This window comes from Pseudonocardia hierapolitana (genome assembly GCF_007994075.1).
Taxonomy (GTDB): Bacteria; Actinomycetota; Actinomycetes; order Mycobacteriales; family Pseudonocardiaceae; genus Pseudonocardia; species Pseudonocardia hierapolitana.
Genome location: NZ_VIWU01000001.1, coordinates 2,766,522 through 2,790,568 on the forward strand (window position 1 = coordinate 2,766,522; position 24,047 = coordinate 2,790,568).

The 24,047-nt window shown below is 72.5% G+C and carries 24 protein-coding genes; 13 read left to right on the forward strand and 11 right to left on the reverse strand.

What is annotated here, in order from left to right; all coding sequences use genetic code 11:
* Nucleotides 1-69: 69 nt before the first annotated feature.
* The 3 genes from FHX44_RS13155 to FHX44_RS13165 all read left to right on the forward strand — a co-directional run bounded on the left by FHX44_RS13155 (nt 70) and on the right by FHX44_RS13165 (nt 3,441).
* Nucleotides 70-1,578, forward strand: coding sequence for a glutamate-cysteine ligase family protein (locus FHX44_RS13155; RefSeq protein ID WP_147256065.1), 1,509 nt, complete (start codon nt 70-72; stop codon nt 1,576-1,578).
* A 472-nt stretch (nt 1,579-2,050) separates the two neighbouring features.
* A complete protein-coding gene (locus FHX44_RS13160; protein ID WP_147256066.1) occupies nt 2,051-2,842 on the forward strand; it encodes a hypothetical protein in 792 nt (263 codons plus the stop codon).
* Complete coding sequence (locus FHX44_RS13165; protein ID WP_147256067.1) at nt 2,839-3,441, forward strand: hypothetical protein; 603 nt, start codon at nt 2,839-2,841, stop codon at nt 3,439-3,441. The genes FHX44_RS13160 and FHX44_RS13165 overlap by 4 nt, the downstream gene beginning before the upstream one ends.
* Before the next feature lie 143 nt (nt 3,442-3,584).
* On the opposite strand, the gene FHX44_RS13170 is transcribed toward FHX44_RS13165, so the two are convergent.
* On the reverse strand, nt 3,585-5,018 hold the full coding sequence (locus tag FHX44_RS13170) for an NCS2 family permease (protein WP_147256068.1): 1,434 nt from the start codon (nt 5,016-5,018) through the stop codon (nt 3,585-3,587).
* A 54-nt stretch (nt 5,019-5,072) separates the two neighbouring features.
* Between FHX44_RS13170 and FHX44_RS42755 the strand changes: the two genes are divergently transcribed.
* The 4 genes from FHX44_RS42755 (at nt 5,073) to FHX44_RS13190 (ending at nt 8,434) form a co-directional block, all read left to right on the forward strand.
* Nucleotides 5,073-5,324, forward strand: coding sequence for a DUF2530 domain-containing protein (locus FHX44_RS42755; RefSeq protein ID WP_212612451.1), 252 nt, complete (start codon nt 5,073-5,075; stop codon nt 5,322-5,324).
* Between the two features lie 73 nt (nt 5,325-5,397).
* Nucleotides 5,398-6,135: an SDR family NAD(P)-dependent oxidoreductase gene (locus FHX44_RS13180; protein WP_147256069.1), complete on the forward strand. Its 738-nt coding sequence runs from the start codon at nt 5,398-5,400 to the stop codon at nt 6,133-6,135.
* Between the two features lie 89 nt (nt 6,136-6,224).
* Complete coding sequence (locus tag FHX44_RS13185) at nt 6,225-7,529, forward strand: MFS transporter (RefSeq protein WP_212612452.1); 1,305 nt, start codon at nt 6,225-6,227, stop codon at nt 7,527-7,529.
* Nucleotides 7,526-8,434 (forward strand): SMP-30/gluconolactonase/LRE family protein, encoded by a 909-nt coding sequence (locus FHX44_RS13190; RefSeq protein WP_147256071.1) that lies wholly within the window; start codon nt 7,526-7,528, stop codon nt 8,432-8,434. The genes FHX44_RS13185 and FHX44_RS13190 overlap by 4 nt, the downstream gene beginning before the upstream one ends.
* A gap of 61 nt (nt 8,435-8,495) precedes the next feature.
* Here the strand turns inward: FHX44_RS13190 and FHX44_RS13195 are convergent, their stop codons facing one another.
* The 3 genes from FHX44_RS13195 to FHX44_RS13205 form a co-directional block, all read right to left on the reverse strand.
* Nucleotides 8,496-8,708 carry a hypothetical protein gene (locus FHX44_RS13195; RefSeq protein WP_147256072.1) on the reverse strand — a complete coding sequence of 71 codons (213 nt, stop codon included), beginning with the start codon at nt 8,706-8,708 and terminating at the stop codon, nt 8,496-8,498.
* A 35-nt stretch (nt 8,709-8,743) separates the two neighbouring features.
* Nucleotides 8,744-9,922: a L,D-transpeptidase gene (locus tag FHX44_RS13200; protein ID WP_147256073.1), complete on the reverse strand. Its 1,179-nt coding sequence runs from the start codon at nt 9,920-9,922 to the stop codon at nt 8,744-8,746.
* A gap of 97 nt (nt 9,923-10,019) precedes the next feature.
* Nucleotides 10,020-11,069, reverse strand: a complete 1,050-nt coding sequence (locus tag FHX44_RS13205) for a UDP-N-acetylmuramate dehydrogenase (RefSeq protein ID WP_246170350.1) — start codon at nt 11,067-11,069, stop codon at nt 10,020-10,022.
* A gap of 52 nt (nt 11,070-11,121) precedes the next feature.
* Here FHX44_RS13205 and FHX44_RS13210 point away from each other — a divergent pair, with 52 nt between their 5' ends.
* Entirely contained in the window at nt 11,122-11,631 is a 510-nt protein-coding gene (locus FHX44_RS13210; protein WP_147256075.1) for a DUF2505 domain-containing protein, read from the forward strand.
* A complete protein-coding gene (gene purU / locus FHX44_RS13215) occupies nt 11,628-12,551 on the forward strand; it encodes a formyltetrahydrofolate deformylase (RefSeq protein WP_147256076.1) in 924 nt (307 codons plus the stop codon). The genes FHX44_RS13210 and purU overlap by 4 nt, the downstream gene beginning before the upstream one ends.
* Before the next feature lie 6 nt (nt 12,552-12,557).
* Here the strand turns inward: purU and FHX44_RS13220 are convergent, their stop codons facing one another.
* Nucleotides 12,558-12,980, reverse strand: a complete 423-nt coding sequence (locus FHX44_RS13220; protein WP_147256077.1) for a TIGR03667 family PPOX class F420-dependent oxidoreductase — start codon at nt 12,978-12,980, stop codon at nt 12,558-12,560.
* A gap of 56 nt (nt 12,981-13,036) precedes the next feature.
* Between FHX44_RS13220 and FHX44_RS13225 the strand changes: the two genes are divergently transcribed.
* Nucleotides 13,037-13,843 (forward strand): TetR/AcrR family transcriptional regulator, encoded by an 807-nt coding sequence (locus FHX44_RS13225; RefSeq protein ID WP_147256078.1) that lies wholly within the window; start codon nt 13,037-13,039, stop codon nt 13,841-13,843.
* 37 nt (nt 13,844-13,880) lie between these two features.
* Entirely contained in the window at nt 13,881-15,422 is a 1,542-nt protein-coding gene (locus tag FHX44_RS13230) for an amidohydrolase family protein (protein ID WP_147256079.1), read from the forward strand.
* Nucleotides 15,423-15,471: 49 nt separating this feature from the next.
* Here FHX44_RS13230 and FHX44_RS13235 read toward each other — a convergent pair whose 3' ends face one another.
* The 5 genes from FHX44_RS13235 to FHX44_RS13255 form a co-directional block, all read right to left on the reverse strand.
* A complete protein-coding gene (locus FHX44_RS13235) occupies nt 15,472-16,860 on the reverse strand; it encodes an FAD-binding oxidoreductase (RefSeq protein ID WP_147256080.1) in 1,389 nt (462 codons plus the stop codon).
* 64 nt (nt 16,861-16,924) lie between these two features.
* Nucleotides 16,925-18,319: an FAD-binding oxidoreductase gene (locus FHX44_RS13240; RefSeq protein ID WP_147256081.1), complete on the reverse strand. Its 1,395-nt coding sequence runs from the start codon at nt 18,317-18,319 to the stop codon at nt 16,925-16,927.
* Nucleotides 18,320-18,493: 174 nt separating this feature from the next.
* A complete protein-coding gene (locus FHX44_RS13245) occupies nt 18,494-19,888 on the reverse strand; it encodes an FAD-binding oxidoreductase (protein ID WP_147256082.1) in 1,395 nt (464 codons plus the stop codon).
* Between the two features lie 124 nt (nt 19,889-20,012).
* Nucleotides 20,013-22,328: an endopeptidase La gene (gene lon / locus FHX44_RS13250; protein WP_147256083.1), complete on the reverse strand. Its 2,316-nt coding sequence runs from the start codon at nt 22,326-22,328 to the stop codon at nt 20,013-20,015.
* 104 nt (nt 22,329-22,432) lie between these two features.
* Nucleotides 22,433-22,711, reverse strand: coding sequence for an aromatic-ring hydroxylase C-terminal domain-containing protein (locus FHX44_RS13255; protein WP_147256084.1), 279 nt, complete (start codon nt 22,709-22,711; stop codon nt 22,433-22,435).
* Nucleotides 22,712-22,739: 28 nt separating this feature from the next.
* Between FHX44_RS13255 and FHX44_RS13260 the strand changes: the two genes are divergently transcribed.
* Entirely contained in the window at nt 22,740-22,970 is a 231-nt protein-coding gene (locus FHX44_RS13260; protein ID WP_147256085.1) for a hypothetical protein, read from the forward strand.
* Here FHX44_RS13260 and FHX44_RS13265 read toward each other — a convergent pair.
* Nucleotides 22,941-23,333, reverse strand: a complete 393-nt coding sequence (locus FHX44_RS13265) for a Rossmann-fold NAD(P)-binding domain-containing protein (RefSeq protein ID WP_212612453.1) — start codon at nt 23,331-23,333, stop codon at nt 22,941-22,943. The genes FHX44_RS13260 and FHX44_RS13265 overlap by 30 nt on opposite strands.
* Before the next feature lie 34 nt (nt 23,334-23,367).
* Here FHX44_RS13265 and FHX44_RS13270 point away from each other — a divergent pair, with 34 nt between their 5' ends.
* On the forward strand, nt 23,368-23,985 hold the full coding sequence (locus tag FHX44_RS13270; RefSeq protein WP_147256086.1) for a TetR/AcrR family transcriptional regulator: 618 nt from the start codon (nt 23,368-23,370) through the stop codon (nt 23,983-23,985).
* Nucleotides 23,986-24,047: the final 62 nt, after the last annotated feature.

Genomic DNA, 24,047 nt, shown 5'->3' on the forward strand with positions numbered 1-24,047 from the left:
GCGGCCCCGCTCGCCCGCGAGCATCGAGCGAAGCTCCGGGCACGCCCGGGGTCGGGAGGCAGCGCACGCATGGGCCAGGACGTCGACCGACGGACGTTCAGTCGACGGGATCGCCAGCGCTACCGGACCAAGGTGCAGCGCTGCCTCGACGCGCTCGCGATCATGCTGCGGGAGCACCCGTTCGCGCGCGACGAGCCGATGACCGGGCTCGAGGTGGAGCTCAACCTCGTGGGCAAGGATCTCGCCCCCTCGCTCGCCGGAGCGGACGTGCTCGACGCGATCGGCTCGTCGCAGTTCCAGTCCGAGCTCGGGCGGTGGAACCTGGAGCTGAACCTGCCGCCGCGCCCCCTGCCGGGCGACGAGTGGCGTCACCTGGAGCGCCACCTGCTCGACGAGCTCGCCGTGGCCCGCGCCAAGGCGGTGGACTGCGGCGCGCAGCTCGCCGTGATCGGCATCCTGCCCACGTTGGAGCGCCACCACCTCGTGGTCGAGGCGCTCTCGCCCGACCCGCGCTACGCCACGCTCAACGAGCAGATGCTGAACGCCCGCGGCGAGCCGATCCGCCTCGACATCGCCGGTGACGACCCGTCGGGCCGCCACGGCGTGGAGCCGGAACACCTGTACGCCGACTTCGACTCCATCGCCCCGGAGGCGGCCTGCACGTCGATGCAGCTGCACCTGCAGGTGCACCCGGACTCGTTCGCGGGCTACTGGAACGCCGCGCAGTGCCTCGCGGGCGTGCAGCTCGCCGTCGGCGCGAACTCGCCGTTCCTGCTCGGCTCGCGGCTGTGGTCCGAGACCCGGATCCCGCTGTTCGAGCAGTCCTGCGACGTGCGCACGCCGGAGCTGCGCAACCAGGGCGTGCGGCCGCGCGTGTGGTTCGGCGAGCGCTGGATCACCTCGATCCTCGACCTGTTCTCCGAGAACGCCCGCTACTTCCCTGCGCTCATGCCGGTCACGGAGGACACCGACCCCATGAGCGACCTGGAGGCCGGGACGGTGCCGGGGCTCGACGAGCTGCGCCTGCACAACGGCACGATCTGGCGGTGGAACCGCCCGGTCTACGACATCGCGGACGGCGTGCCGCACGTGCGCGTGGAGAACCGGGTGCTGCCTGCCGGTCCCACCGTCGTGGACATGGTGGCCAACGCGCTGTTCTTCTACGGCCTGCTGCGCACGCTCGTCGAGGCGGAGCGGCCGCTGTGGAGCATGATGTCGTTCGAGGCCGCCGAGGAGAACTTCATCACCGCCGCCCGGCACGGCCTCGACGGTCCCCTGTACTGGCCCGGCACCGGCTGGATCCGCCCCGACGAGCTGGTGTTGCGCAAGCTCCTCCCCCAGGCCGCCGACGGGCTCGCGCGCTGGGGTGTCGAGACCGACGTCACCGACCGCTTCCTGTCGATCATCGAGCAGCGCTGCGTCACCCGCCGCACGGGCGCGGGCTGGCAGCTCGACATGGTCGCCGCGCTCGAGGAGCGCGGCGCCGACCGGCCGGCCGCCCTGCACGGCATGCTCACGCGCTACCTGGAGCGGTCGGCGGCCAACGAGCCGGTGCACTCCTGGCCGATCGACGCGTGATCCCGGCGAGTCCGACATCCGCACACGGCGAGTCGGGCGCACCAGCACAGCGAGTCCGACATCCCCACACGGCGAGTCCGACGTCCAGACACGGCGAGTCCGACGTCCGAGCACGGCGAGTCCGACGTCCGAGCACGGCGAGTCCGGCGTTGCCGCACGTGTCGAGACGCTCGACTCGGCGTGTCAGGACGTCGGACTCGCGTTCCGGGGTCGTGTCGAAACGCCGGACTCGGCGCGTCGGGATGTCGGACTCGCGTTCCCGGGGTCGTGTCGAAACGCCGGATTCGGCGCGTCGGGATGTCGGACTCGCCGGGTGGGGCGGCGTTCACTATCGCAAACCGCTGCGCCCGATCCGCCCCATGACGGCCGTCGGCGCTCCTACCGTCATCGACGTGCCGCGCCCGACCGATGGGGGAACCATGTCCGATCCCGACCCCACCCGCCCGGACGGCTCCGCCGTCCCGCCCGGCCGGTGACCGCCGTGGCCCCGTTCCGGCTCTTCGGCCGCGCCCCGGAGCCGGCCCCCGGCGCACCGGCGGGCGAGCGGCCCCCTGAGTCGCTCACGGCGTACCCGGGCACGGCGTGGGGCGTCGCGGCATGGCCGGCGAGCGGACCGTCCGCATGGGCCGGCCCGATCGCGGCCGAACCACCCACCGACCCCCGCGGCTTACCCGCCGTGCCGGCGCCGCGCCCGGCCTGGCTCCCCCACCCCGCGCCGAGCCCGGACCCGGCCGAGGCCGCCGCGCTGGCCGGCGCGTTCGCGGTCGACTACCTGTCCTGGGACGAGGAGGACCCTGCCCGCCGCGGCCGGGTGCTGCACGGGTACCTGGCCGTGCCGGGCGGCGACCCGGCCCGCATCGGGTGGAACGGCGAGGGCCGGCAGCGCGCGGACTTCGCGCTCCCGGGCCGCGTGCGCGCCGACGGCGATGGGCGCGTGCTCGTCGACGTCAGGGTGCGGGTCACGCCGTACCGGGCGGTCGGCGGGCACGAGAGGCGAGCATCCGGCCCGGACCCGGCGCAGATCGGCGTCCCCGCCGTGGCGCCCGCGCCCACCGGCCGCGGGTGGCGCAGCATGGCGGCGCGCTGGGTCCGGCTGTCCGTGCCTGTGGTGTGGGAGAGCGGCCGCCTGGCCGTCGACGCATGGGAGGAGACCATCGGCGAGGACGTACCGCCCCCGCAGGCTCCGCCGACCGCGGGCAGCGGCGGCGAGCACACCCTCGCCGAGGACGACCCGCTGGCCGAGATCCCCGGAGGCCGTCGATGAGTCGCGTGCGCCGCCCCGTGATCGCCGGCGTGACCCGCGGGAGCGGCACCAGCACCCTCGCCGCCGCCCTCCACGCCATCGACGCAGGCCTGCTCGCCCCCGGTAGCGCGGGCGAGGCCGACGTGCTGGTCTGCCGCTCCGACGAGCAGTCCCTGCGGCAGGCCGCCACGCTCGCCTGCGCTCCGTCCGGGCCCCGGCCGGTGCTCGTGCTCGCCGGGATCGCACGGGGCATCCCGATTCCCTCGCTGCCGGCCGGGCAGTTCGCTGCGGTGGCGGTGCTGCCCCACGTGCGCCGCTGGTTCGCGGGCGACGCGCGTGCGGAGGCGGCTGCGGTGCTCGCCTACCCACCCGAGCGTCTCCCGGCCGACGTGCGCGCCTACGCCGCGGCGCTGCACCGGATCGTGTCCGCCCTCGTCGGTTCGGGGCAGCTGCAGCGCGCCGTCCCACCGCTGGTCTCCCGGCCCGTCACCACCGCGCTGTGGCGTGGGCTCCCCGCGGCGGGGCCGCTGGTGCCACAGCCGACGCGCCCGCGGGACCATCCCGTCGAGCCGGACGACGACGCGCTCGAGGGCGAACCCGTGGCAGCCGGCGCGACGTAGCCCGAACGCCATGCCGTGAACGCCAGTGAGCCCCGGCCGGCTGGCCGGGGCTCACTGGTTTCCCGAACTGACGCGCCGCTCCCACCACGAAGCGACGAGTTGAGGTTAGCCTACCCTCTCTTGGTCGCGCAACCCCCGGATCATCAGGCGAAGATCCCCTGCAGCGGGCCCACGGCGAAGTACCCCACGAACGCGGCAGCCACCACCCACATCAGCCAGTGCACGTCCCGGGCGCGCCCGGTCGCCGCGGTCAGCACGACGTAGGAGATGAACCCCGCCCCGATGCCGTTGGCGATCGAGTACGTGAAGGGCATCACCGCGATCGTCAGGAACGCGGGGAGCGCCACGCGGAAGTCGGTGAGATCGATCTCGGTGATCTGCCGGACGAGCAAGGCGCCGACGATCACCAGCGCGGGCGCGGCGGCCTCGATCGGCACGACCTCGTAGAGCGGGGTGAAGAACATCGCCAGCAGGAACAGCACGCCGGTGAGCACGCTGGCGAGGCCGGTGCGCGCCCCCTCGGCGATCCCGGCCGCCGACTCGACGAACACCGTGTTGGACGAGGACGACGCCGCCCCGCCCGCCACCGCCCCGGCCGCGTCGACGACCAGCGCGCGCCCGACCCTCGGCAGCCGCCCGTCCTCGGTGATGAACCCGGCCTGGCGGCCGAGCCCGGTGATCGTGCCCATCGTGTCGAAGAAGTCGGCGAGCACGAGGGTGAACACCAGCAGCACCACGGTGAGCAGGTCGACGTGGCTGAACGCGCCGAACGAGAACGCGCCGACGAGCGAGAGGTCCGGCACCCCGACGATGCTGTCCGGCAGCGCAGGCACCGAGAGGTTCCACCCGTAGGGGTTCGTGCCGGCCGACGGTCCGACCTGCGCGACCGCCTCCACGACGATCGCGACGACCGTGGTGACGGCCACGCCGATGAGGATCCCGCCGCGAACGCCGCGCGCCACGAGGGTACCGGTCACGAGCAGCCCGACGACGAACACGAAGGTGGGCCACGACGCGATCGAGTTGTCGATGCCCAGCCCGACCGGGACCGTGGTGCCCGCCGCGTCGGGAACCCGCCGGACGAACCCGGCGTCCACCAACCCGATGAAGGCGATGAAGAGGCCGATCCCGACCGCGATCGCCGCCTTGAGCGAGGGCGGCACGATGTTGAAGACCGCCGTGCGGAAGCCCGTGGCCGCGAGCACCACCACCACGAGGCCCTCGACCACGACCAGGCCCATCGCCTCCGGCCAGCTCATCTGCGGCGCGAGCGTGAACGCGACGAACGCGTTGAGCCCGAGGCCGGTCGCGATCGCGAACGGGTAATTCACGATCAGCCCGAAGAGCAGCGTCATCACCCCCGCCACGAGGGCGGTGACGGCCGCGACCTGCGGCACCGAGAGGACGTTGCCCAGCGCGTCCGGTTTGGCGCCGGGCCCGTCCGGCGCGAAGCTGCCGATGATCAGCGGGTTCAGCACGACGATGTAGGCCATCGTCACGAACGTCACGATGCCGCCGCGCAGCTCGCGGCCGACCGTGGAGCCGCGCTCGTGGACGCGGAAGAGGCGTTCGATCACGCGCGCAGGGTAAGGGCCCCGTGTTACGTCCGCACCCCACGTACGCTGAGCCGCGTGATATCGCCCCCACCGCTGCCGCCCCGGCTCTCCCGGCCGGCGCTCGTCGCGGTGGTGGGCAGCGCGTTGTGGCTGGTCGCCGCCGTCGTACTCCTCGTGGCCGCGCTCCTGGGCCTGCGACCGCTCGACATCTGGTTCACCGCGTGCCTCGCGGGCGCGTTCCTCGGTGCCGTGGGATACGGCATCTTCGCCTGGCAGCGGGCCGCGGCCCGCCGTGGCGCCCGCACGGCTCAGGACGGCCTCGAGTAGCCCACCCCACCCGCGAGTCGCGGCGTGGGTGCGCGCGAGTCGGGGCCGGTGGGCGCCGCATAGGGTTTCGGTCATGACCGTTCGCCCCACCGCCGTCGTCACCGGCGCGAGCTCCGGCATCGGCGCCGCCACCGCCCGCGCGCTGGCCAAAGCCGGCTTCCACGTCGTACTCGGAGCACGCCGGGTCGATCGCTGCGCCGAGATCGCCGCCGAGATCGACGGCACCGCGATCCGGCTGGACGTCACGGACGGCGAGTCGGTGGCCGCGTTCGCCGCCGCGGTCCCGGACTGCCGGCTGCTGGTCAACAACGCGGGTGGCGCGAAGGGCCTCGAACCGGTGGCCGAGGCCGACGAGGACGCGTGGCGCTGGATGTTCGAGGCGAACGTGATGGGCACGCTGCGCGTCACGAAGGCCCTCCTCCCGGCGCTGCTGGCCTCCGAGGACGGGCACATCATCACGGTCACCTCGATCGCGGCCGTCGAGATCTACGACAACGGCGCGGGTTACACGGGCGCGAAGCACGCGCAGTCGGTGCTGCACCGGACGCTGCGCGGCGAGCTTCTCGGGCAGCCGGTGCGGCTCACCGAGGTGCTGCCCGGGATGGTGGAGACCGAGTTCTCGCTGGTCCGCTTCGAGGGCGACGAGGAGCGGGCAGCGGGCGTCTACCGCGGGCTCACGCCGCTCACCCCGGACGACGTGGCCGACGTGATCGCGTTCGCCGCCACCCGGCCGTCGAACGTGAACCTCGACCAGATCGTGCTGAAGCCGCGGGCACAGGCGAGCGCCACCCGCGCCCACCGAAACATCTGATGAGTGGTTGACGGCCGGATGATCTCGGGCGGAGGATGGCCGCGCTGATCACAGCGCTCCCCGCTCCCCGACGCGCCACCGAGGTCGCCATGTCCGACACGCCGCCGGCCACGCCCGCCCGATCCTGGGTGCCCCGCGCACACCCGCTGTCCTGGGCAACCCTCGCCGTCACCACCGGCGCCATCCTGATGACGGCGGTGGACGGCGGCATCCTGCCCGCCGTGCTGCCGGCGATCCAGGACGAGTTCGAGCTGAACAACGCGCAGGCCGGGCTCGTGAACTCGATGTTCTTCGGCGGCCTCATCGTCGGAGCTCTGCTGTTCGGCTGGCTGTCCGACCGCATCGGCACCGGGTACCGGCGCAGCTGGACCTGGAACGTCGCGATGCTCATCGGGATCCTCGGCGGCGCGCTGACGTTCGGCCTGGCCGGCAGCTTCGCGGCGTTCCTGCTGCTGCGCATCCCGATGGGGATCAGCCGCGGCGGCTCGGAGCCGGTGAACGTCGCGCTGGTGAGCGAGTGGTGGCCGAAGGAGTACCGCGGCTTCGCGGTGGGTGTGCACCACACCGGCTTCCCGCTCGGCCAGTTCCTCACCGGTGCGCTGATCGCGGCCGTGCTCGGCTTCGCGGGCTGGCAGGAGGCGTTCCTGCTCATCCCGCTGCTCGGGATCCCGATCATCGCGCTGCAGGCGTTCATCGGCACTCGGCGCAACCAGCAGAAGGTCTACGACTGGATCGACGCCCACGGGTACACCAAGCCGCTGCCCGAGCTCTCCACCCGCCCGAAGGGCCTCGGTCTCGCACCCGTGAAGGATGCGCTGGCCAGCCCGAACGTGCGCTGGTCGGTCGTGCTGATCTTCCTGTTCCTGTGGGCGGAGACCGCCGCGGTCACGTTCCTGACGGGGCAGCTCGTGGACCAGGGCATCGATCTCGGCCTCGCCGCCCTGCTCGCGGGAGCCTCCGGCCTGACGGGCTGGATCGGCCAGGTCGTGTGGGGCGCGTGGTCCGACCACGCCGGACGCAAGTTCGCCATCCGGTTCCTGGTGATCGGGTGGGCCGCGAGCATGCTGGCGATGGTCTTCATCACGAGCCCGGCGAGCGCGTGGATCGTGCTGCTCGCGTGGGGCCTGTTCCGCAACGCTCCGTTCCCCGTGGTGTACGCGCTGCTCATCGACTCGGTGCCGCGCGCGGCCGGCACCGCGATGGGGATCATGATCGGCATCGCGCTCGGGGTGTCCGGCGTGCTCGCCGGCCCGGTGGCAGGCTGGATCATCGACGCGGGCGGGTTCACCGTGCACTACGTCGTACTCGCCGTGATCTGCCTGCTCGGGCTGCTCCCGCTGGCCCGGATGACCGAAACCGTGACGACGACAGCGACCGCGGAGGTGCCGAAGTGAGCGACCTGCTCGAGGCCGGAGCCGAACTGGAGAAGGTGGCCACCGGTTCGATCTGGGCGGAGGGACCGGTCTGGATCGGGGCCGACCGCGCCGTGCGCTACAGCGACATCCCCAACAACCGCATCCTGCAGTTCTCGGAGGCGAGCGGGGAGCTGAGCGTCTACCAGGAGAACGTCGAGTTCACCAACGGCCGCACGCTCGACCTGGACGGCTCGGTGATCCAGTGCTCGCACGGCAGGCGGAGGGTGGAGCGCGACCGCGACGGCGTCGTCGAGAACGTCGTCGACCATTGGGGCGAAGCGCGGCTCAACTCGCCCAACGACGTGGTCGTGAAGAGCGACGGCACGATCTGGTTCACCGATCCGCCCTACGGGATCATGAAGCCCACCGAGGGCCACACCGGCGAGCTCGAGTACGGCGACAACTACGTCTTCCGCTTCGACCCGCGCGACGGCTCCGTCGTCCCGGCCGTCATCGACGTGGAGACGCCGAACGGCCTGGCCTTCTCCCCCGACGAGTCGCTGCTCTACGTGGCCGACTCCGGCGCTTCCCCGCCGACCGGCGAGCGCGACCCGGCCCGGCCCGGCGGCCACTCGATCCACGTCTACGACGTGTTCGACGGGCGGCTGTGCAAGAACGGCCGCGAGTTCGTCGAGGTCTCGCCGGGGGTGCCGGACGGCTTCCGGGTCGACGAGCACGGCAACGTCTGGACCTCCAGCCACGACTCCGTGCAGGTGTTCGACCCCGCCGGCACGCAGCTGCTGCGGATCCCGGTGCCGGAGAAGATCGCGAACGTGTGCTTCGGCGGCGACGACGGCCGCACGGTCTACATCGTCGCGAGCACGAGCCTGTACCGCATCCGCACCACGGTCCGCGACGCGGCGGCCCTGCTCCGGGCGAAGTGATTCCGACGAGCGGCGCGTTCGCCGGATAAGTTCCGACCAACGCGCCGTTCGTCGGAACGGGTCAGGGGCCTGCGGTCTCCTCCGTCGGACGGTTCTCCTTCGCCGCGTCCGCCGGGCGCTCGCCCGTCGCCGCCTCACCGATCCGCTGCTCGGAGTCGCGCAGGATCTCCCGCGCCTCGGCGCGGCGATCCTCCCCGCCGTCGGCGGCCCGCTCCTCCTCCGGGAGCGGTACGGAACGGCTCTCGACCTGGTCGCTCAGCTCCTCGGGGCGCATGCCCGCGCATACCCGGACATCGCGGGGACTACCCCTCAGCCGTCCAGCGCCGACAGGGCCTTCCACTCGTCCCAGGACAACGTCCAGTCCCAGATGTCGCCGTCGCGCGCGGACATCTGGACGTTGGTGCCGGTGACCTCTACCGGGTCGCCGTAGATCGCGGTGTCGTAGAACGCCTTGGCGTTGTCGGGGGAGAGGTTGATGCAGCCGTGGCTGACGTTCGCCGATCCCTGTTGCGACACGGTCGCGGGCTGGGCGTGGAGGAACTCGCCGTTGTTGCTGATCCGGACGGCCCACTTCATGTTCACGTCGTAGTCGAACTGCTGGCTCACCATCCGCCGCTCCGGGAACTTCTCGGTGACGACGTGGACGCCGGTGCGGGTGTTGCGCCGCGGGTCGGAGTCGAGCCCGAAGCTGGCCGGGAAGTCGAACACCTGCTTGCCGTCGCGGACGACGACGACGCGGTGGCTGGCGGCGTCGGCCTTGACGATCTGCGACCGCCCGATCTCGAACGAGCTGGTGACGTCCGTGGCTCCGTACCTTCCTCCGCCGTAGGGCACGCCGAACAGGTCCGCGGTGACCGTCACCTTCGTGTAGGCCGGCCAGTACTCGCGTGGCCGCCAGTCCACCCGGGAACCGCCGCCCTCGTCGGGCAGCCATCCCCACGATCCCTCGACGGGGACCGACGTCTCGACGGACAGCGCCCGCTCGACGGCGGCGCGGTCGTCGACGTGGTCGTTGAACTGGATCCGGATCGGCGCGGCGACCCCGACCGTGCGCCCGTCTCCGATGTTGATCGTGCCGCGGACGGTCTTCTGGGGCTTGAGAGTGGTGAACGAGCCCTGCAGCGGCACCTTGGCGCCGTCGCGGCCGGTGGCGCTGCCGCTCCACGTGTAGGTGATGCCGTAGGACAGCTCCGCGGTGCTGCTCCACTCGGTGCGCTCGGCGTTCGGCTCCCCCTCGACCGCCTTGCCGTCCGGGCCGGTCAGCGTGACCTCGTCGAGCGTGCCGTCCTTGACCGACACCGTGGCCGACGCCCGCGGGTCGACGCCCGAGGCGTCCGCGCCCGGCGAGTACGCGAGCGTGGCGGGCGGTTCCAGAACGGGCGGTACGACCGTCTCCCCGACCTGGCCCGACTCGTCGGCCGTGGCGATCGTCACCACGCCGAGCGACCCGACCAGCACGACGGCCAGTGCGAGCAGGATCCTGCGCAAATCCGAGTCCCCCTTGCCAGAGCTCCCCGCTGCTACAGACGCGCCGAAGAGGCCGGCGGTTGTCCGGCAGCGGGCCCCAAGTCAGATTACGCGCGGCTCAGGTCGCGCATCTCACGAGAACCGGTTCGGGGGACAGTGTCACTCCCCACTGTGACCGCACGCCGTCACGCACCTCGCGGGCGAGCGCGAGCAACTCGGCGGTGGTACCCCCACCGCGGTTGGTGAGCGCGAGCACGTGCTTGCTCGAGAGCGCCACCCGGCCGCCCGGACCGGGATGGCCGCGCCGGAAGCCGGCCTGCTCGATGAGCCACGCCGCGGGCACCTTGACCGTGCCCGGCCCGGCAGGGAAGCGGGGCGCGTCCGGCGGCACGTCGCCCTCGGGCAGCACGGGGTTGGTGAAGAACGAGCCCGCGCTCCACGTGTCGTGGTCGTCCGCGTCGAGCACCATGCCCTTGCGGCGGCGCAGGCCGAGCACGGCCTCCCGCGCCATCGCCGCAGGCACCTGCGCCCCCGACTCGACGCCCAACGCGCGCGCGAGCTCGGGATACCGGACAGGTGCGCTGGCGCCCGTGCCGGGCAGCGCGAACCGAACCCGCAGCACGACGGCGTCGTCGCGGCCCTTCAGCACGCTCGTGCGGTAGGCGAGGCCCAACTCCGCGGCGGGCACGTGCGGGCGCACGGCGCCGCTCCGCCGGTCGTACAGGTCGACGTCGACGAGCAGGTCGGCGACCTCCACGCCGTACGCGCCGACGTTCTGGACGGGTGTGGCCCCCGTACGCCCCGGGATCCCGGACAGGCACTCCAGCCCGCCCAGCCCGTCGGCGACGCAGCCGGCGACCACCTCGTCCCAGTCGGTGCCCGCCTCCACCGTGAGCAGCACCGACCCGTCGGGCTGCCGCTCGACGACCCACCCGGTGTTCGCCACGTGCACGACCGTGCCGGGCCAACCCTCGTCGGCGACGACGACGTTGGAACCCCCGCCGAGCAGCAGCAGCGGCTCTCCCGCGGCGTCGGCGTCCCGAATGGCCTGCACGACCGCCTCGGCCGATGTGGCCTCGACGAGCCGCCCGGCGGGGCCGCCCAGCCGCAGGGTCGTCAGCGGCGCGAGCCGCTGCGTCGGCGGCGGGAGCACGTCGGGTACGGGCACGGGAGCCAACGGTAAGGCAGGACCACGACCCCCGAGCCGGTAGCCTCCGCTCATGTCCCGGCAGATCGACTTCCGGTCCGTCTCTCCGCACAGCGCGGACGAGGTCTACGCCACGATGGTCGACCCCGACTACCTGCGTGCCCGCCTGGAGCGGATCGGCGGCCCGGGTGCGGCCCTCCTGGAGCACTCGGCCGACGTCCAGGGCGCACGGTACCGGCTACGCCTCGGCCTCGACGCCAAGGACCTGCCGTCGGTGGTGCGGAGCGTGCTGGCCGGTGACGTCACGATCGAGCGCAACGAGCGGTGGACCAGGCAGGACAGCGGCCGTTACGTGGGCGACGTCGAGGTGACGATCATGAACGCACCGGCGTCCGCCACCGGCGGCATGCGCCTGCGGGACCTGCCCGACGGCGGGAGCGAGCTGAACGTGCGCGCGGACGTGCGGGTCTCGGTGCCCCTCATCGGCGGGAAGATCGAGGGCGTTGTCGGTGAGCAGGTGAAGCGGCTGCTCGCCGCGGAGACCGCGTTCACGCAAGTGTGGCTTTCCGAGAACGGCCGATGACGGCGGGGGACCATCGTCTCGTGGACCCCGCGGCCGAACACCGGTACGTCATCACGCTGACCTGCCCCGACACCACGGGGATCGTCGCCCGCATCGCGGGCTTCCTGGCCGACGCAGGCGGCTGGATCGTGGAGGCCGGCTATCACTCCGACCCCGGCACCGGGTGGTTCTTCACGCGCCAGGTGGTGCGTGCGGAATCGCTGCCGTTCGGTGTGCAGGAGCTGCGGGAGCGCTTCGCCGCGGTGGCCGCCGAGCTGGGCGGGGAGACGACGTGGACGGTCACCGACACCCGCGAGCCGAAGCGCATCGTCATGCTGGTGAGCGAGGAAGCGCACTGCATGCACGACATCCTCGGCCGCGTCGCCGCCGGGGAGCTCCCGGTGCACCTCTCCGCCGTGATCGGCAACCACGACCGGCTCGGCCCGATCGTGCGCGCCCACGGCGTGCCCTTCCACCACGTGCCGTTCCCGCCGCCGGGCGGCGACCCGGAGGCACGGGCGGCCTCGAGGGCGGAGGCGTTCGCCGAGGTGGGCGAGCTGGTGGACCGGCACGACCCGCACGCCGTGGTGCTCGCCCGGTTCATGCAGATCCTGCCGCCGGAACTTTGCCGGTCGTGGGCGGGGCGGGCGATCAACATCCACCACAGCTTCCTGCCGTCGTTCGTCGGCGCGCGGCCCTACCACCAGGCCTACGCCCGCGGCGTCAAGCTGATCGGCGCCACCTGCCACTACGTCACGCCGGAACTCGATGCCGGCCCGATCATCGAACAGGACGTCATCCGCGTCGACCACAGCGACACCGCCGGCGACATGGTCCGTCGCGGCCGCGACATCGAGCGCCTCGTCCTCGCCCGCGGGTTGCGCTGGCACCTGGAGGACCGCGTGCTGGTGCACGGCAACAAGACGGTGGTCTTCCCCTGAGCGGACTCAGTGCCCGCGCAGCCGCTTCGGACGGATGCGCACCGGCGCCGAGTAGATCGACGCGAATTTCTCCGCCGTCTGCCACCCCGCCGTGATCCGATCGCCGTACTTGGCCAGGTACCCGGGGTTCTGCGACACGGGCGGCTCGTCCGGCACGATCTCCGCCTCACCGGTCAGCACGACGATGTCGCTGCCGGTGCCGTTGCCGTCGAAATGCAGCGCGACGCGCGGGTTGGCCCGCAGGTGCGCGAGCCGCTTCGCCTCGCCGTGGCTGTAGACGAGGATCGACGAGTCGTCCCACAGGAACCAGACGGGCGCAGGCTGCGGAGTGCCCGATGCGTCGACGAGCGTGAGCCACGCGACGACGTCCTCCGTCAGGTGCCGGGCCGCGCGGGCGCCGAACTCGGTGTCGGGAAGTGCGAACGTCATGCCGGACAGAAGGCCGGGACGGACTCCGTGATTCCCGCGTGCATACGCTCGGGTTCATGTCCGTGACGGGGGGCGGCGCGGGGCTGCCCGAACCGCTGCGCAGGGCGTGGGGTGTCTCCCGTCCGGCCCCGACGCGCGGGCCGAAGGCGTCCCTCACGCTGCGGCGCATCGTCGAGACGGCCGTCGAGCTGGGCGACGCCGAGGGGGTCGAGGCCGTCTCGCTCACCCGGGTGGCGGGCCGGCTCGGCGTCACCCCGAACGCCCTCTACCGCCACCTCGGCTCCCGCGAGGAGCTGCACGTGCTCGCCAGGGAGCACGCGCTCGGCGTGCCCGGCCCGCGCCGGCGCACCCCGGTGCCCTGGGACGCTGCGGTGATCGCGTGGGCGACGGCGCTGCGCGCGCGGTACCTCGAGCACCCGTGGCTCGTCGACGGTCCGGTCCGGCTGCCGGTGACCCCGAACGCGCTCACCTGGTTCGAGGCGCTGCTCGAGGCGCTGGAGCCCGCCCCGTTCGGCACGCCGGAGAAGCTGAGGGTCGCCGCGCTGCTCGACGGTTTCGTCCGCGCAGGCGTCCGGGCCGAGCGCGACCTCGCTTCCCGCGAGCCACCGCTCCCGGCGGGCGCCCCGCTCGTCGGCGCCGTTGCGCAGCTGCTCCCCGACTACGACCTCCCGCTCGTGGCCGAGCTGTTCGCGCAGGGCCGCTACCAGGAGCCGTCCGACGGGAGCACCGCGGAGGACTTCCGGTTCGGGCTCGCGTGCATCGTCACCGGCATCGCGGCGGGCGGTCCGAAACTGTTCACGGGGGAAATCCCCACCCCGCAGGCACCGGATCGCACCACCGCCCGGGACGCCCCTCCCGAATGACGATCTCCTCCGTCGTCGGACGGATGCGAGGTGCGGCATGCAGGGCAGGATCAGCCGGAGGTCGGTGCTGGCCACCGGGTTGGCGTGGGGCGCGATCGGCGCCGTCGGGTGCGCGGCGGAACCACCGGCACCCCCACTCCCCCGACCCGCGCCTCCTCCGGCGGACGGCGTGATCGCGATCGCGGGCGTGACGGTCGTCGACGTGGACGGCGGGCGCCTGCGGCCGAGGTCCACGGTGCTGGTGCGGGGCGAGCGGATCACGGAGGTGGGACCGGCTGCCCGGGTGCGGGTCCCACCCGGGGCGACCGTCGTCGACGGCACCGGGAAGTTCCTCGTGCCCGGCCTCGCGGACATGCACGTCCACAGCGTGCCGCTCGAGCGGACCTTCCCGCCGCTGTACCTGGTCAACGGGGTCACGACCGTGCGGGAGATGGGCGGCAACCCGGACGCGGTCACCTACCGGGACCGCGTGGTGGCGGGCACGGCGTTCGGTCCGCGCTCGCAGGCGACCAGGGTGCTCGTCGACGGGGCACCCTCGCTGTGGGAGGGCATCGGCCCCCCGTACATCTCCGTCGCCGACGCCGCGCAGGCCCGGGCCGCCGTTCGCGAGCAGCAGGCGGCGGGCGCCGACTTCATCAAGGTCTACACGAGGTTGAGCCCCGAGGCCTTCCACGCGATCGCCGACGAGACCCGCGCGCTCGGCATGCCGTTCCTCGGGCACTGCTCGGACTTCGTGCCGCTCCCCGACGCGAGCGACGCCGGGATCCGCAGCATCGAACACCTCTGGCAGTTCTGGTACGCGACGTCGCGCGAGGAGGCTCGGCTGCGCCGCGACGTGGCCGCCGTCCCGATCGCAGGCGGCGAGTACGGCGGCTGGTACGTCAAGATGCACGAGGCCGAGTACGCGGCCGCGCGCAGCACGGACCGGCGCAAGGCCGCCCGGATCCTCGACCGCCTCGCCGTGAACGGCACGTTCGTCACGCCGACGCTGGTGCAGCACCGCGTCGCGGACACCCCGTCCACGGTGCGGGTCGACGATCCCCGCGCCCGCTACCTGCCGACGGCGTACGCCGAGGTCATGAAGGTGCAGCTGCAGCAGATCTACATGCAGGGGCGCACGCCCGCGCAGAACGTCGAGCGCCGCGAGCTGTTCGAGCGGCGGATGGACCTCGTGCCCCGGTTGGCCGAGGCGGGCGTGCCGCTGCTGGCAGGCACCGACACCGGCACGCCGTCCCTGGTGCCCGGCTTCGCGCTGCACGAGGAGCTCGAGCTGCTGGTGCGCGCCGGTCTCACCCCGGCGCAGGCGCTGCGGGCCGCCACCCTGGAGCCCGCGCGCTACCTCGGTCTCGAGGACGAGCAGGGCACGATCGCACCGGGGAAGGTCGCCGACCTGGTGCTGCTCGACGCCGACCCGCTGCGGGACATCACCAACACGACGCGGATCGACGCTGTGGTGGTGCGCGGCTGCCTCCTCGACGGCGCTGCCCGCGAGCAGATGCTCGACGACGTGCTCACCGCGGCGGAGGACCCGGCGGCAGCGGCGGCGCCGGCGCCCACGGTCTGCGCCTGCTGCCGCTGAGCAGCGCGGCCCCCCCGTCCGGGGAGGGTCGGACGGGGCCGTCGACCAGTCAGGCGGGCTTGATGTTCGCGTTCGCCCGCAGGACGTTGCGCGGGTCGTACACGGTCTTGATCAGCGCCAGCCGCTCGTACTTCGCGCCGTACGACGCGCGGACCCGGTCGTCGTCGAACTCGGTCATCATGTTCACGTAGGTGCTCGCGTCGTCGGCGAACGGCCGCAACCCGTCCCAGGTGGAACGCGCCCACTCCCGCTCACGATCGAACATCACCGGGTCGGGCACGATGGCGTCGACCACCACCGCGAACTTCGCCGAGCGGCGCCCACCGAAGGCCGTGGCCTCGTCGGGAACGTCGCCGAAGGCGCCGCCGAGCGGGAACATCAGCAGCTGCGACATCGGCGACGGCTTCTCCCGGAGCGCCGCCGCGACCACGTCGATCGCCTCGTCGGGCAGCTCGTCCAGGTAGAGGCCCTTGGTGTACGCGTGCACGCCCCACGGCGCGCCCTCGTCGAGCATCTGCTGCAACGCGACGTAGGGCATGGGCGTCACGAACTCGAACAGCGGCCCCGCCTCCCGCAGCGGCGCGATCAGGGCCGCGTGCTCGTCGGCCGTGCCGAACCCGGCCACCACCAGCGCGACGCCGGGCGCGAAGTGCGCCTCCTCCGGGACGAACGGCGCCGGCGGCGCGTTCACGCCGATCATGGTGCCGCCGGCGTTGCGGTGGCTGTCGGCGAAGAACTTCCGGCCGAGCCGGATCGCCTCCTCGGCCCGGTCCAGCTCGAAGAAGAACATCCCGAGGTGGACCAGCGGGCCCACGGGGTGCAGCTGGAACTCGAACTCGGTGACCACGCCGAAGTTGCCACCGCCTCCGCGGAGCGCCCAGAACAGGTCCCGGTACTCGTGCGCGCTCGCCCGCACGACGCGCCCGTCGACGAGGACGACCTCGGCCGAGATCAGGTTGTCGATGGTCAGCCCGGCCATCGGGCTCAGCCAGCCGAAGCCGCCGCCGAGGGTCAGGCCTGCGACGCCGGTGTGGCTCACGGTGCCTGCCGGAACGGCGAGGCCGTGCTCCTGGCACGCCGCGTCCAGCGCCGCTAGGTTCGCCCCGCCACCGCACCGCGCCCGCCGGGCGACCGGGTCGACCACGACGTCGGTCAGCGGACCGAGATCGATCGTCAGCCCGCCCTCGAGCACGGCCGCACCCGCGACGTTGTGGCCACCACCCCGTACGGCGATCCCGAGGCCGTTCGCCTGCCCCCAGCGGAGTGCCTCGGCGACGTCGGCTGCCGACGTGCACCGCGCGACGACCGCGGGCGACCGATCGATCGCGCCGTTCCAGATCAACGCCCCCCGGTCGTACTCCGGATCGCCCGGCTGCAGCACTTCTCCGTCCATCGCAGCACGGAGCGCGTCGACTCCACTACTCATCGTGTCCGTCATCCCACTCCCCTGATGGTCTGTACGGAGACGAGGAGCGAGCCCGGTTGCCTGATACAGAAAGCGGTCAGGCGGGTTGGATGTTGATGTTGCGGTGGAACACGTTGCCCGGGTCGTAGACACCCTTGATCCGCGCGAGCCGCTCGAACTTCGCCTCCCCGTACGCGGCGCGCACGCGGTGCTCCTCGTACTCGGTCATCGCGTTGACGTAGGAACCGGCGCCCAGGCTGAACGGGGCCAGTGCGTCCCACAACGACCGCGACCACCGACGCTCGGCCACCAGCACCTCCGAGCTCGGTGCCACTCCGATGCCGAACAGGGCGTACTGCGGGTGGCGAGTCCCGCCGAATGCCGTGTCGTCCTCGCCGACCTCGCAGTACGCGTTGTCCAGCCGGTAGATGAAGACGATCGACTGCGGCGAGCTGCGGCGCATCAGGTGCTCGGTGAGCACGTCGATCACGCCGTCGCCGAGGTCCTCGACGAGCGTCGACTTCTCGTAGTTGTACAGGCCCCATGCATTGGCCTCGTCGAGCAGCTGCTGCAGCGCCACGTACGGCATGGGCGCCACGTGGTCGAAGAGCGGTGGCAGCGCGGCGCGCAGCCGTTCCACGACCGCGGCGTGCTCCTCGGCGCCGTCGAAGCCGGCGAGCAGCAGCCCGAACCCCGGCGCGAAGTGGTGCTGCGCCGGCACGAACGGCGCCGGCGGCGCGCTCATCGCGGTGATGATCACGTTCATCGACCGCGGCAGCTCGGGAACGACGTCACGCAGGAGCCGCAATGCGTCCGCGCCCTGCTCGATGCCCCAGAAGAGCAGCCCGAACTCGATCATCGGGCCGACCTCGTGCAGCCGGAACTCGAACTCGGTCACGACACCGAAGTTGCCGCCCCCGCCACGAATCGCCCAGAAGAGGTCCGCGTGCTCGTCGTCCGACGCCCGGACGATGCGGCCGTCCGCGAGGACGACCTCGGCCGAGACGAGGTTGTCGATCGTCAACCCGGCCTGCCGGCTCAGCCAGCCCATACCGCCACCGAGGGTGAGCCCGCCGATCCCGGTGTGGCCGATCGCGCCCACGGGCACGGCGAGCCCGTGCGCCTGGGTGGCCGCGTCGAGGTCGGACAGGAGGGCGCCCCCGCCCACCCGGGCCCGCCGCGCCTCGGGGTCGACGGCCACCTGCCGCATCCCGCTGAGGTCGATCATGATCCCGTCGTCGACCACGCTCTGCCCGGACATGCTGTGCGCTCCGCCGCGGACGGCGATCTCCAGTCCCTCCGCCTGGGCCAGCCGGAGGGCGGCAGCCACGTCGGCCGCGCCGGCACAGTGCGCGATCACCGCCGGCCTCCGGTCGATGTCCGCGTTCCACACCCTCCGCGCGTCCTCGTAGCCCAGGTCCGCGGGGACGATGACGGTGCCGGACATGACAGCGCGAAGGTCCTCGACCCCGCCACCGAGTGTCTGGGTCATGAGTCGCTCCTCCTCTGGCCTCATCGCCGGGAACATCACTCAGCGCAGGAGCAGGCTCGACGGAGCCCTCATGGCGTGGGCCGCCGGCGCGGCTCACGGCCCACCGATGAGTATCGGAAGGACTCGTCCCCATGACAGGAAGGGTTACCGGCGTGGCGGCGCCGGCCACGACCCTCAGGCGGGCTTGATGTTCGCGTTCCGGTGGAACACGTTGCCGGGGTCGTAGTGACCCTTGATCTGCGCGAGCCGGCCGTACTTCGCCGGTCCGTACGAAGCGCGGACCCGATCGTCGTCATCCAGCTCGGAGATGAAGTTGACGTAGCTCCCCGCGTTCCCGGCGAGCGGACGCAGTGCGTCCCACGTCGAGCGGGCCCACTCGCGGTCGGCGATGAACCGGTCCGGGTCGTAGCTCGCCCCCGAGACGTCGACGACGAAGTTGGGCGTGCGCAGCCCGCCGTACGCGGTGGCGTCGTCGCCCACCTCGGCGACCGCGCCGTGCAGCGCGAACATCGGCATGAACGACAGCGGGTCGGACTTCCCGGTCGCTTTCTCGGTCATCACCGTGATCGCGTCGTCGGTCAGCTCGGCGAGGTAGAGGCCCTTGTCGTACATCCGGATCCCTGGGCGGAGCTCTGCGTCGAACAGCTGCTGCATCGCCGCGTACGGGATCGGCGTGAGGAACTCGAACAAGGGCGGGCACATCTCGCGGACGGCGGCGATCGCGTCCGCGTGCTCCTCGGCGGAGCCGTAGCCGGCCACGAGGAGCGCGTGGCCGATCTTCCCGTGGTGCTCCTCGGGGACGAACGGCGCCTCCGGGGCGCTGAGGGCACCGCCGATCAGGATGCCGAAGTCGGAGGGCAGGCTCTGCGCAGCTTCCCGGCAGGCGCGCAGTCCGTCGACGCCCCGCTCGATCTCCCAGAACAACAGACCGAACTGCACCTCGGGGCCGACCGGGTGCAACCGGAACTCGAACTCGGTGACCACGCCGAGGTTCCCGCCGCCGCCGCGCAGAGCCCAGAAGAGATCGGGCTCATCGGACTCGGACACCCGGACGACGCTCCCGTCGGCGAGCACGACCTCGGCCGACTCGAGGTTGTCGATCGAGAGGCCGTGGCGGTTGGCGAGCCAGCCCATCCCGCCGCCGAGGGTGAGACCACCCACTCCGGTGTCGCTGAGCACACCGCCGGTCACGGCGAGCCCGTGCTCCTGCGTGGCTGCGTCGACGTCGCCCCACGTGGCACCCCCTCTGACCCGTGCCCGCCTGTCGTCCGGGTCGACCCGGACGGAGCTCATCGCCCCCAGGTGGATCGTCAGCCCCTCGTCGCCCGCCGACGCACCGCTGAAGGAGTGGGCGCCGCCGCGCACCGAGATCTCCAGCCCGTTGGCCTCTGCGAAGCCGATCGCGGCCGCGACGTCCGCCGACGACCGGCAGCACACGACCACCGCCGGACGGCGGTCGAAGCTGCCGTTCCACAGCGCACGCGCCGTGTCGTACCCCGGGTCGCCGGGCGTGATCACGGCGCCCGTCAACGTCGATCGCAGGCCGTCCAGGTTCCTCGTTGCCGCCATGACAGGCTCCCTCCGCGCGGCGATGAGGGAAGGACTCGCCGGCGGCGAGGGCAGGGTTACGGCCCCGGAAACGCCGAACGGGTGGTCCCGGAGAGAGGGACCACCCGTTCGGAGGTCGAGGGCTCTACGCCGCCGCGGTCAGCGGCACCGGCTCCAGGGCCAGCTCCAGCACCTCGGCCACGTCGGACACCGGGTGCACCCGCAGCTCCCCGCGCACCGACTCCGGCAGGTCGTCGAGGTCGGGCTCGTTGCGCTTCGGGATGATCACGTCGGTCAGCCCGGCGCGGTGGGCGGCCAGCAGCTTCTGCTTGACGCCGCCGATCGGCAGCACCTTGCCCTGCAGCGTGACCTCACCTGTCATGCCCACCGACGACTTCACCGGCCGGCCGCTCGCGAGCGACGCCAACGCCGTGGTCATCGTGATGCCCGCGCTCGGCCCGTCCTTCGGGACCGCGCCCGCCGGCACGTGGACGTGCAGCTTGCGCGTGGCCAGGTCACCGGCGAGCCCCTTCGACCGCAGGTAGGACAGCGCGATCGAGACGGACTCCTTCATCACGTCGCCCAGCTGACCGGTCAGGGTGAGGCCCGGGTCGCCCTCCATGGCCGTGGCCTCGATGAAGAGCACGTCCCCACCGGTCCCGGTGACGGCGAGCCCGGTGGCGACGCCGGGCACGGACGTCCGCTCGGCCGACTCCGGCGTGAACTTCGGTCGTCCCAGGTAGCCGACCAGCGCGTCGGCGTCGACGTGGACCGGCGCCTCGGCCCCCGAGTCGAGCTTGACGGCGACCTTGCGCAGGACCTTGGCCAGACCCCGCTCCAGCTGCCGCACACCGGCCTCGCGGGTGTACTCGGCGGCGATCATCGACAGGGCAACGTCGGTGAACTCGACGTCCGAGAGCTCCAGGCCTGCCTTCTCGATCTGCCGCGGCAGCAGGTGGTCCCGGGCGATGGCGACCTTCTCCTGCTCGGTGTAGCCGTCGAGCTGCACCCACTCCATCCGGTCGGCGAGCGGTCCGGGGATGGCCTCGCCGACGTTGGCCGTCGCGAGGAACAGCACGTCGGACAGGTCGAGGTCGACCTCGAGGTAGTGGTCGCGGAACGTGTGGTTCTGCGCGGGGTCGAGGACCTCCAGCAGCGCCGCCGTCGGGTCACCGCGGAAGTCGCTGCCGACCTTGTCGATCTCGTCGAGCAGCACGACCGGGTTCATCGCGCCCGCCTCGCGGATGGCCCGCACGATCCGACCGGGCAGCGCGCCGACGTAGGTGCGCCGGTGACCGCGGATCTCGGCCTCGTCCCGCACGCCGCCCAACGCCACCCGGACGAACTTGCGGCCCAGCGCCCGCGCGACCGACTCGCCGAGCGACGTCTTGCCGACGCCGGGCGGGCCGACCAACGCCAGCACCGCACCCGAACCGCGGCCGCCGACCTTCTCCATGCCCTTGCGGTCGCGCCGCGCGCGCACCGCGAGGAACTCGATCAACCGCTCCTTGACGTCGTCGAGGCCGGCGTGGTCGGCGTCCAGGACGGCGCGGGCGGCGACGAGGTTGTCGGTGTCCTCGGTGCGCGTGGTCCACGGCATGTCGAGGATCGTGTCGAGCCACGTGCGGATCCAGCCCGACTCCGGGCTCTGGTCCGAGGCCCGCTCCAGCTTGCCGACCTCCACCAGCGCGGCCTTGCGCACGTGCTCGGGCAGGTCGGCGTTCTCCACGCGCGTGCGGTAGTCGGCGGAGTCGTCGCCTCCGTTCGGGTCGAGCTCGCCCAGCTCCTTGCGGATCGCGGCGAGCTGCTGGCGCAGCAGGAACTCGCGCTGGGTCTTCTCCATGCCCTCGCGGACGTCCTGCGCGATCTTCTCCGAGACCTCCTGCTCGGCGACGTGCGCCTTCGTCCACTCCAGCAGCAGCTCGAGCCGCTTGACCACGTCGGACTCGGCGAGCAGCTGCGACTTCTGCTCCAGGTCGAGGTACGAGGCCCAGCCCGCGGTGTCGGCGAGCTGGCCGGGGTCGGTGATCTGCTGCACCGAGTCGACGACCTGCCACGCACCCCGCTCCTGCAGGATCCCGATGACGAGGGCCTTGTACTCCTTGGCGAGCTCGGTCATCCGGCCCGTCACGGGCTGCTCGGGCACCGGGGTGGCCTCCACCCACAGCGCCGCGCCAGGCCCGGTGACACCGGAACCGATCTGGGCCCGGCCCTCACCGCGCACCACGGCCGCCCGCTCCCCGCTGGGCAGGCGTCCCACCTGCTCGAGGACGGCGACGGTGCCGACGGCGGTGTACTTGCCGTCGAGGCGTGGGACGACGAGAACCTTGCGGTCGACGCTGCTCGCTGCATCGACCGCTGCCTGGATCTCCGGCTCGTCGAGCCGGACGGGAACCACCATGCCGGGCAACAGCACCGAGTCGGCGAGCGGAAGCACCGGCAGCTTCAGCGTCTCTGTCATGTCCTGTCCAACGCTTACACCGTTGTCGCCATTCCAGCGTTCAAGTACTTCCGCTGTCAGTGAACGCAGGAACCCTGAGCGCGTTGGGCTCAACCGTTCGGCCCTCACCGGGACAACGCAGGCACCACCCGCACACTTCCCGCGAACCACCTGGTCAGCGCCTCGTCCGGCCGATCTCCCGACTCGCGGCCCGCCCAGCAGACGTAACCGTCGGGCCGCACCAGCACCCGCCGCGCCGCGTCCACGTCGGTACCGACCACGGCGTCGACGACCCGGACGGCCACCAGGTCGACGCCGTCGACGATCTCGTCCGGCGGAGCGAGCGGAGCGTCGAGGTCGAGGAGCAGCCCGCGCCCGGCCCGCAGCAGCGCGCTGACCAGCACGGCACTGCTGCGCTACCACGCCCGCAGCGTGGAGGCGCTCGCGTCCGCCCTGCTCGAGAGCACCGGCGGCGCGCCCCATCCGGAGCTCACCGCCCGCCTGGCCGCAGGCCAGATCTTCACGGTCCTGCGAGAACTCGCCGACGCCAACCAGCGCCGGATCACCGCGGGGCGGAGCGCCGCCGCACTGACCCCCGTCGCGCTGGCCGAGGCCGACCACGCGTTCCGGCTGCTACGCGGAGGCCTCACCCCGTACGCCTGACGGGTGCGCGGCGAGGTAGTCACCGTGCTCCAGGTCGTCGAGCAGCGTCGGGTGGGTGGGCGACCAGCCGAGCAGCTCCCGCGTGTAGGAGCTGGAGGCGGGCGCGTCGTAGCCGTAGACGGCGGCCATGAACGGGCTCGCGAAGTGCCCGGCGGCCTCGTCGGGGGTGAGCGAGACCGCGGGCAGATCGAGGGCCCGGGCGATCGTCTCCGCGACGCTCCTCAGAGTGACGCCGCGTTCGGCCACCCCGTGCAGCACGCTGCCCGCAGGAGCCTTCTCCAAGGCCAGGCGGAAGAGGGTCGCCGCGTCGAACCGGTGTACCGCGGGCCACCGGTTGGCGCCGTCGCCGACGTAGGCCGACACTCCGGTCCTCCGTGCGGCGGTGACGAGCATGCCGATGAAGCCGTGGTCCGCGGGCCCGTGGACGGTGGGAGCGAGCCGGACGACGCTCGCGCGGACCCCGTGCGCGGCGGAGCCGAGGCACGCCCGCTCGCCCGGGCGCGGGTTCGACCAGACCACCACGGCCGAGATCGCCGCTCGGGCCGGCGTCAACGAGCGCACGTTCTTCCGGCACTTCCCGGACAAGCGGGAGGTGCTCTTCGACGGTGAGGCCGACCTGCGCGGCGCGCTGATGCAGGCGGTGGCCGAAGCGCCCGGCGGCCCGCAGCCGCTCGAGATCCTGCTCTGGGCCTTCCGGAGAGCCGGGCGGATCCTCGAGGACAACCGGCCGTTCTCCGAACCACGCCTCGAGGTCATCGCCGCGACACCAGCGCTGCGCGAACGCGAGTTGGCCAAGCACGCCTCGCTCATCGACGCCGTCGCCGGGGCGCTGCGGCAGCGCGATGTCCCCGAGCGGCTGGCCGGCCTGGCCGCTCGAACCGGGTGGGCCGCCTTCCACCACGCCGCCGAAGCGTGGATCGACGACCCCTCACAGAGCTTGGACGCGCACCTCCTCCACGCCTTCGACGATCTGCGCGCCCTCTCCGCGACCGCCCCGCCGGCCCCCGAAAGCTGACCACGCCACTGGCGCCATGACCGCGCCGACCGGGTCGTCGCAGAGCCCACCGACCCCTGCGA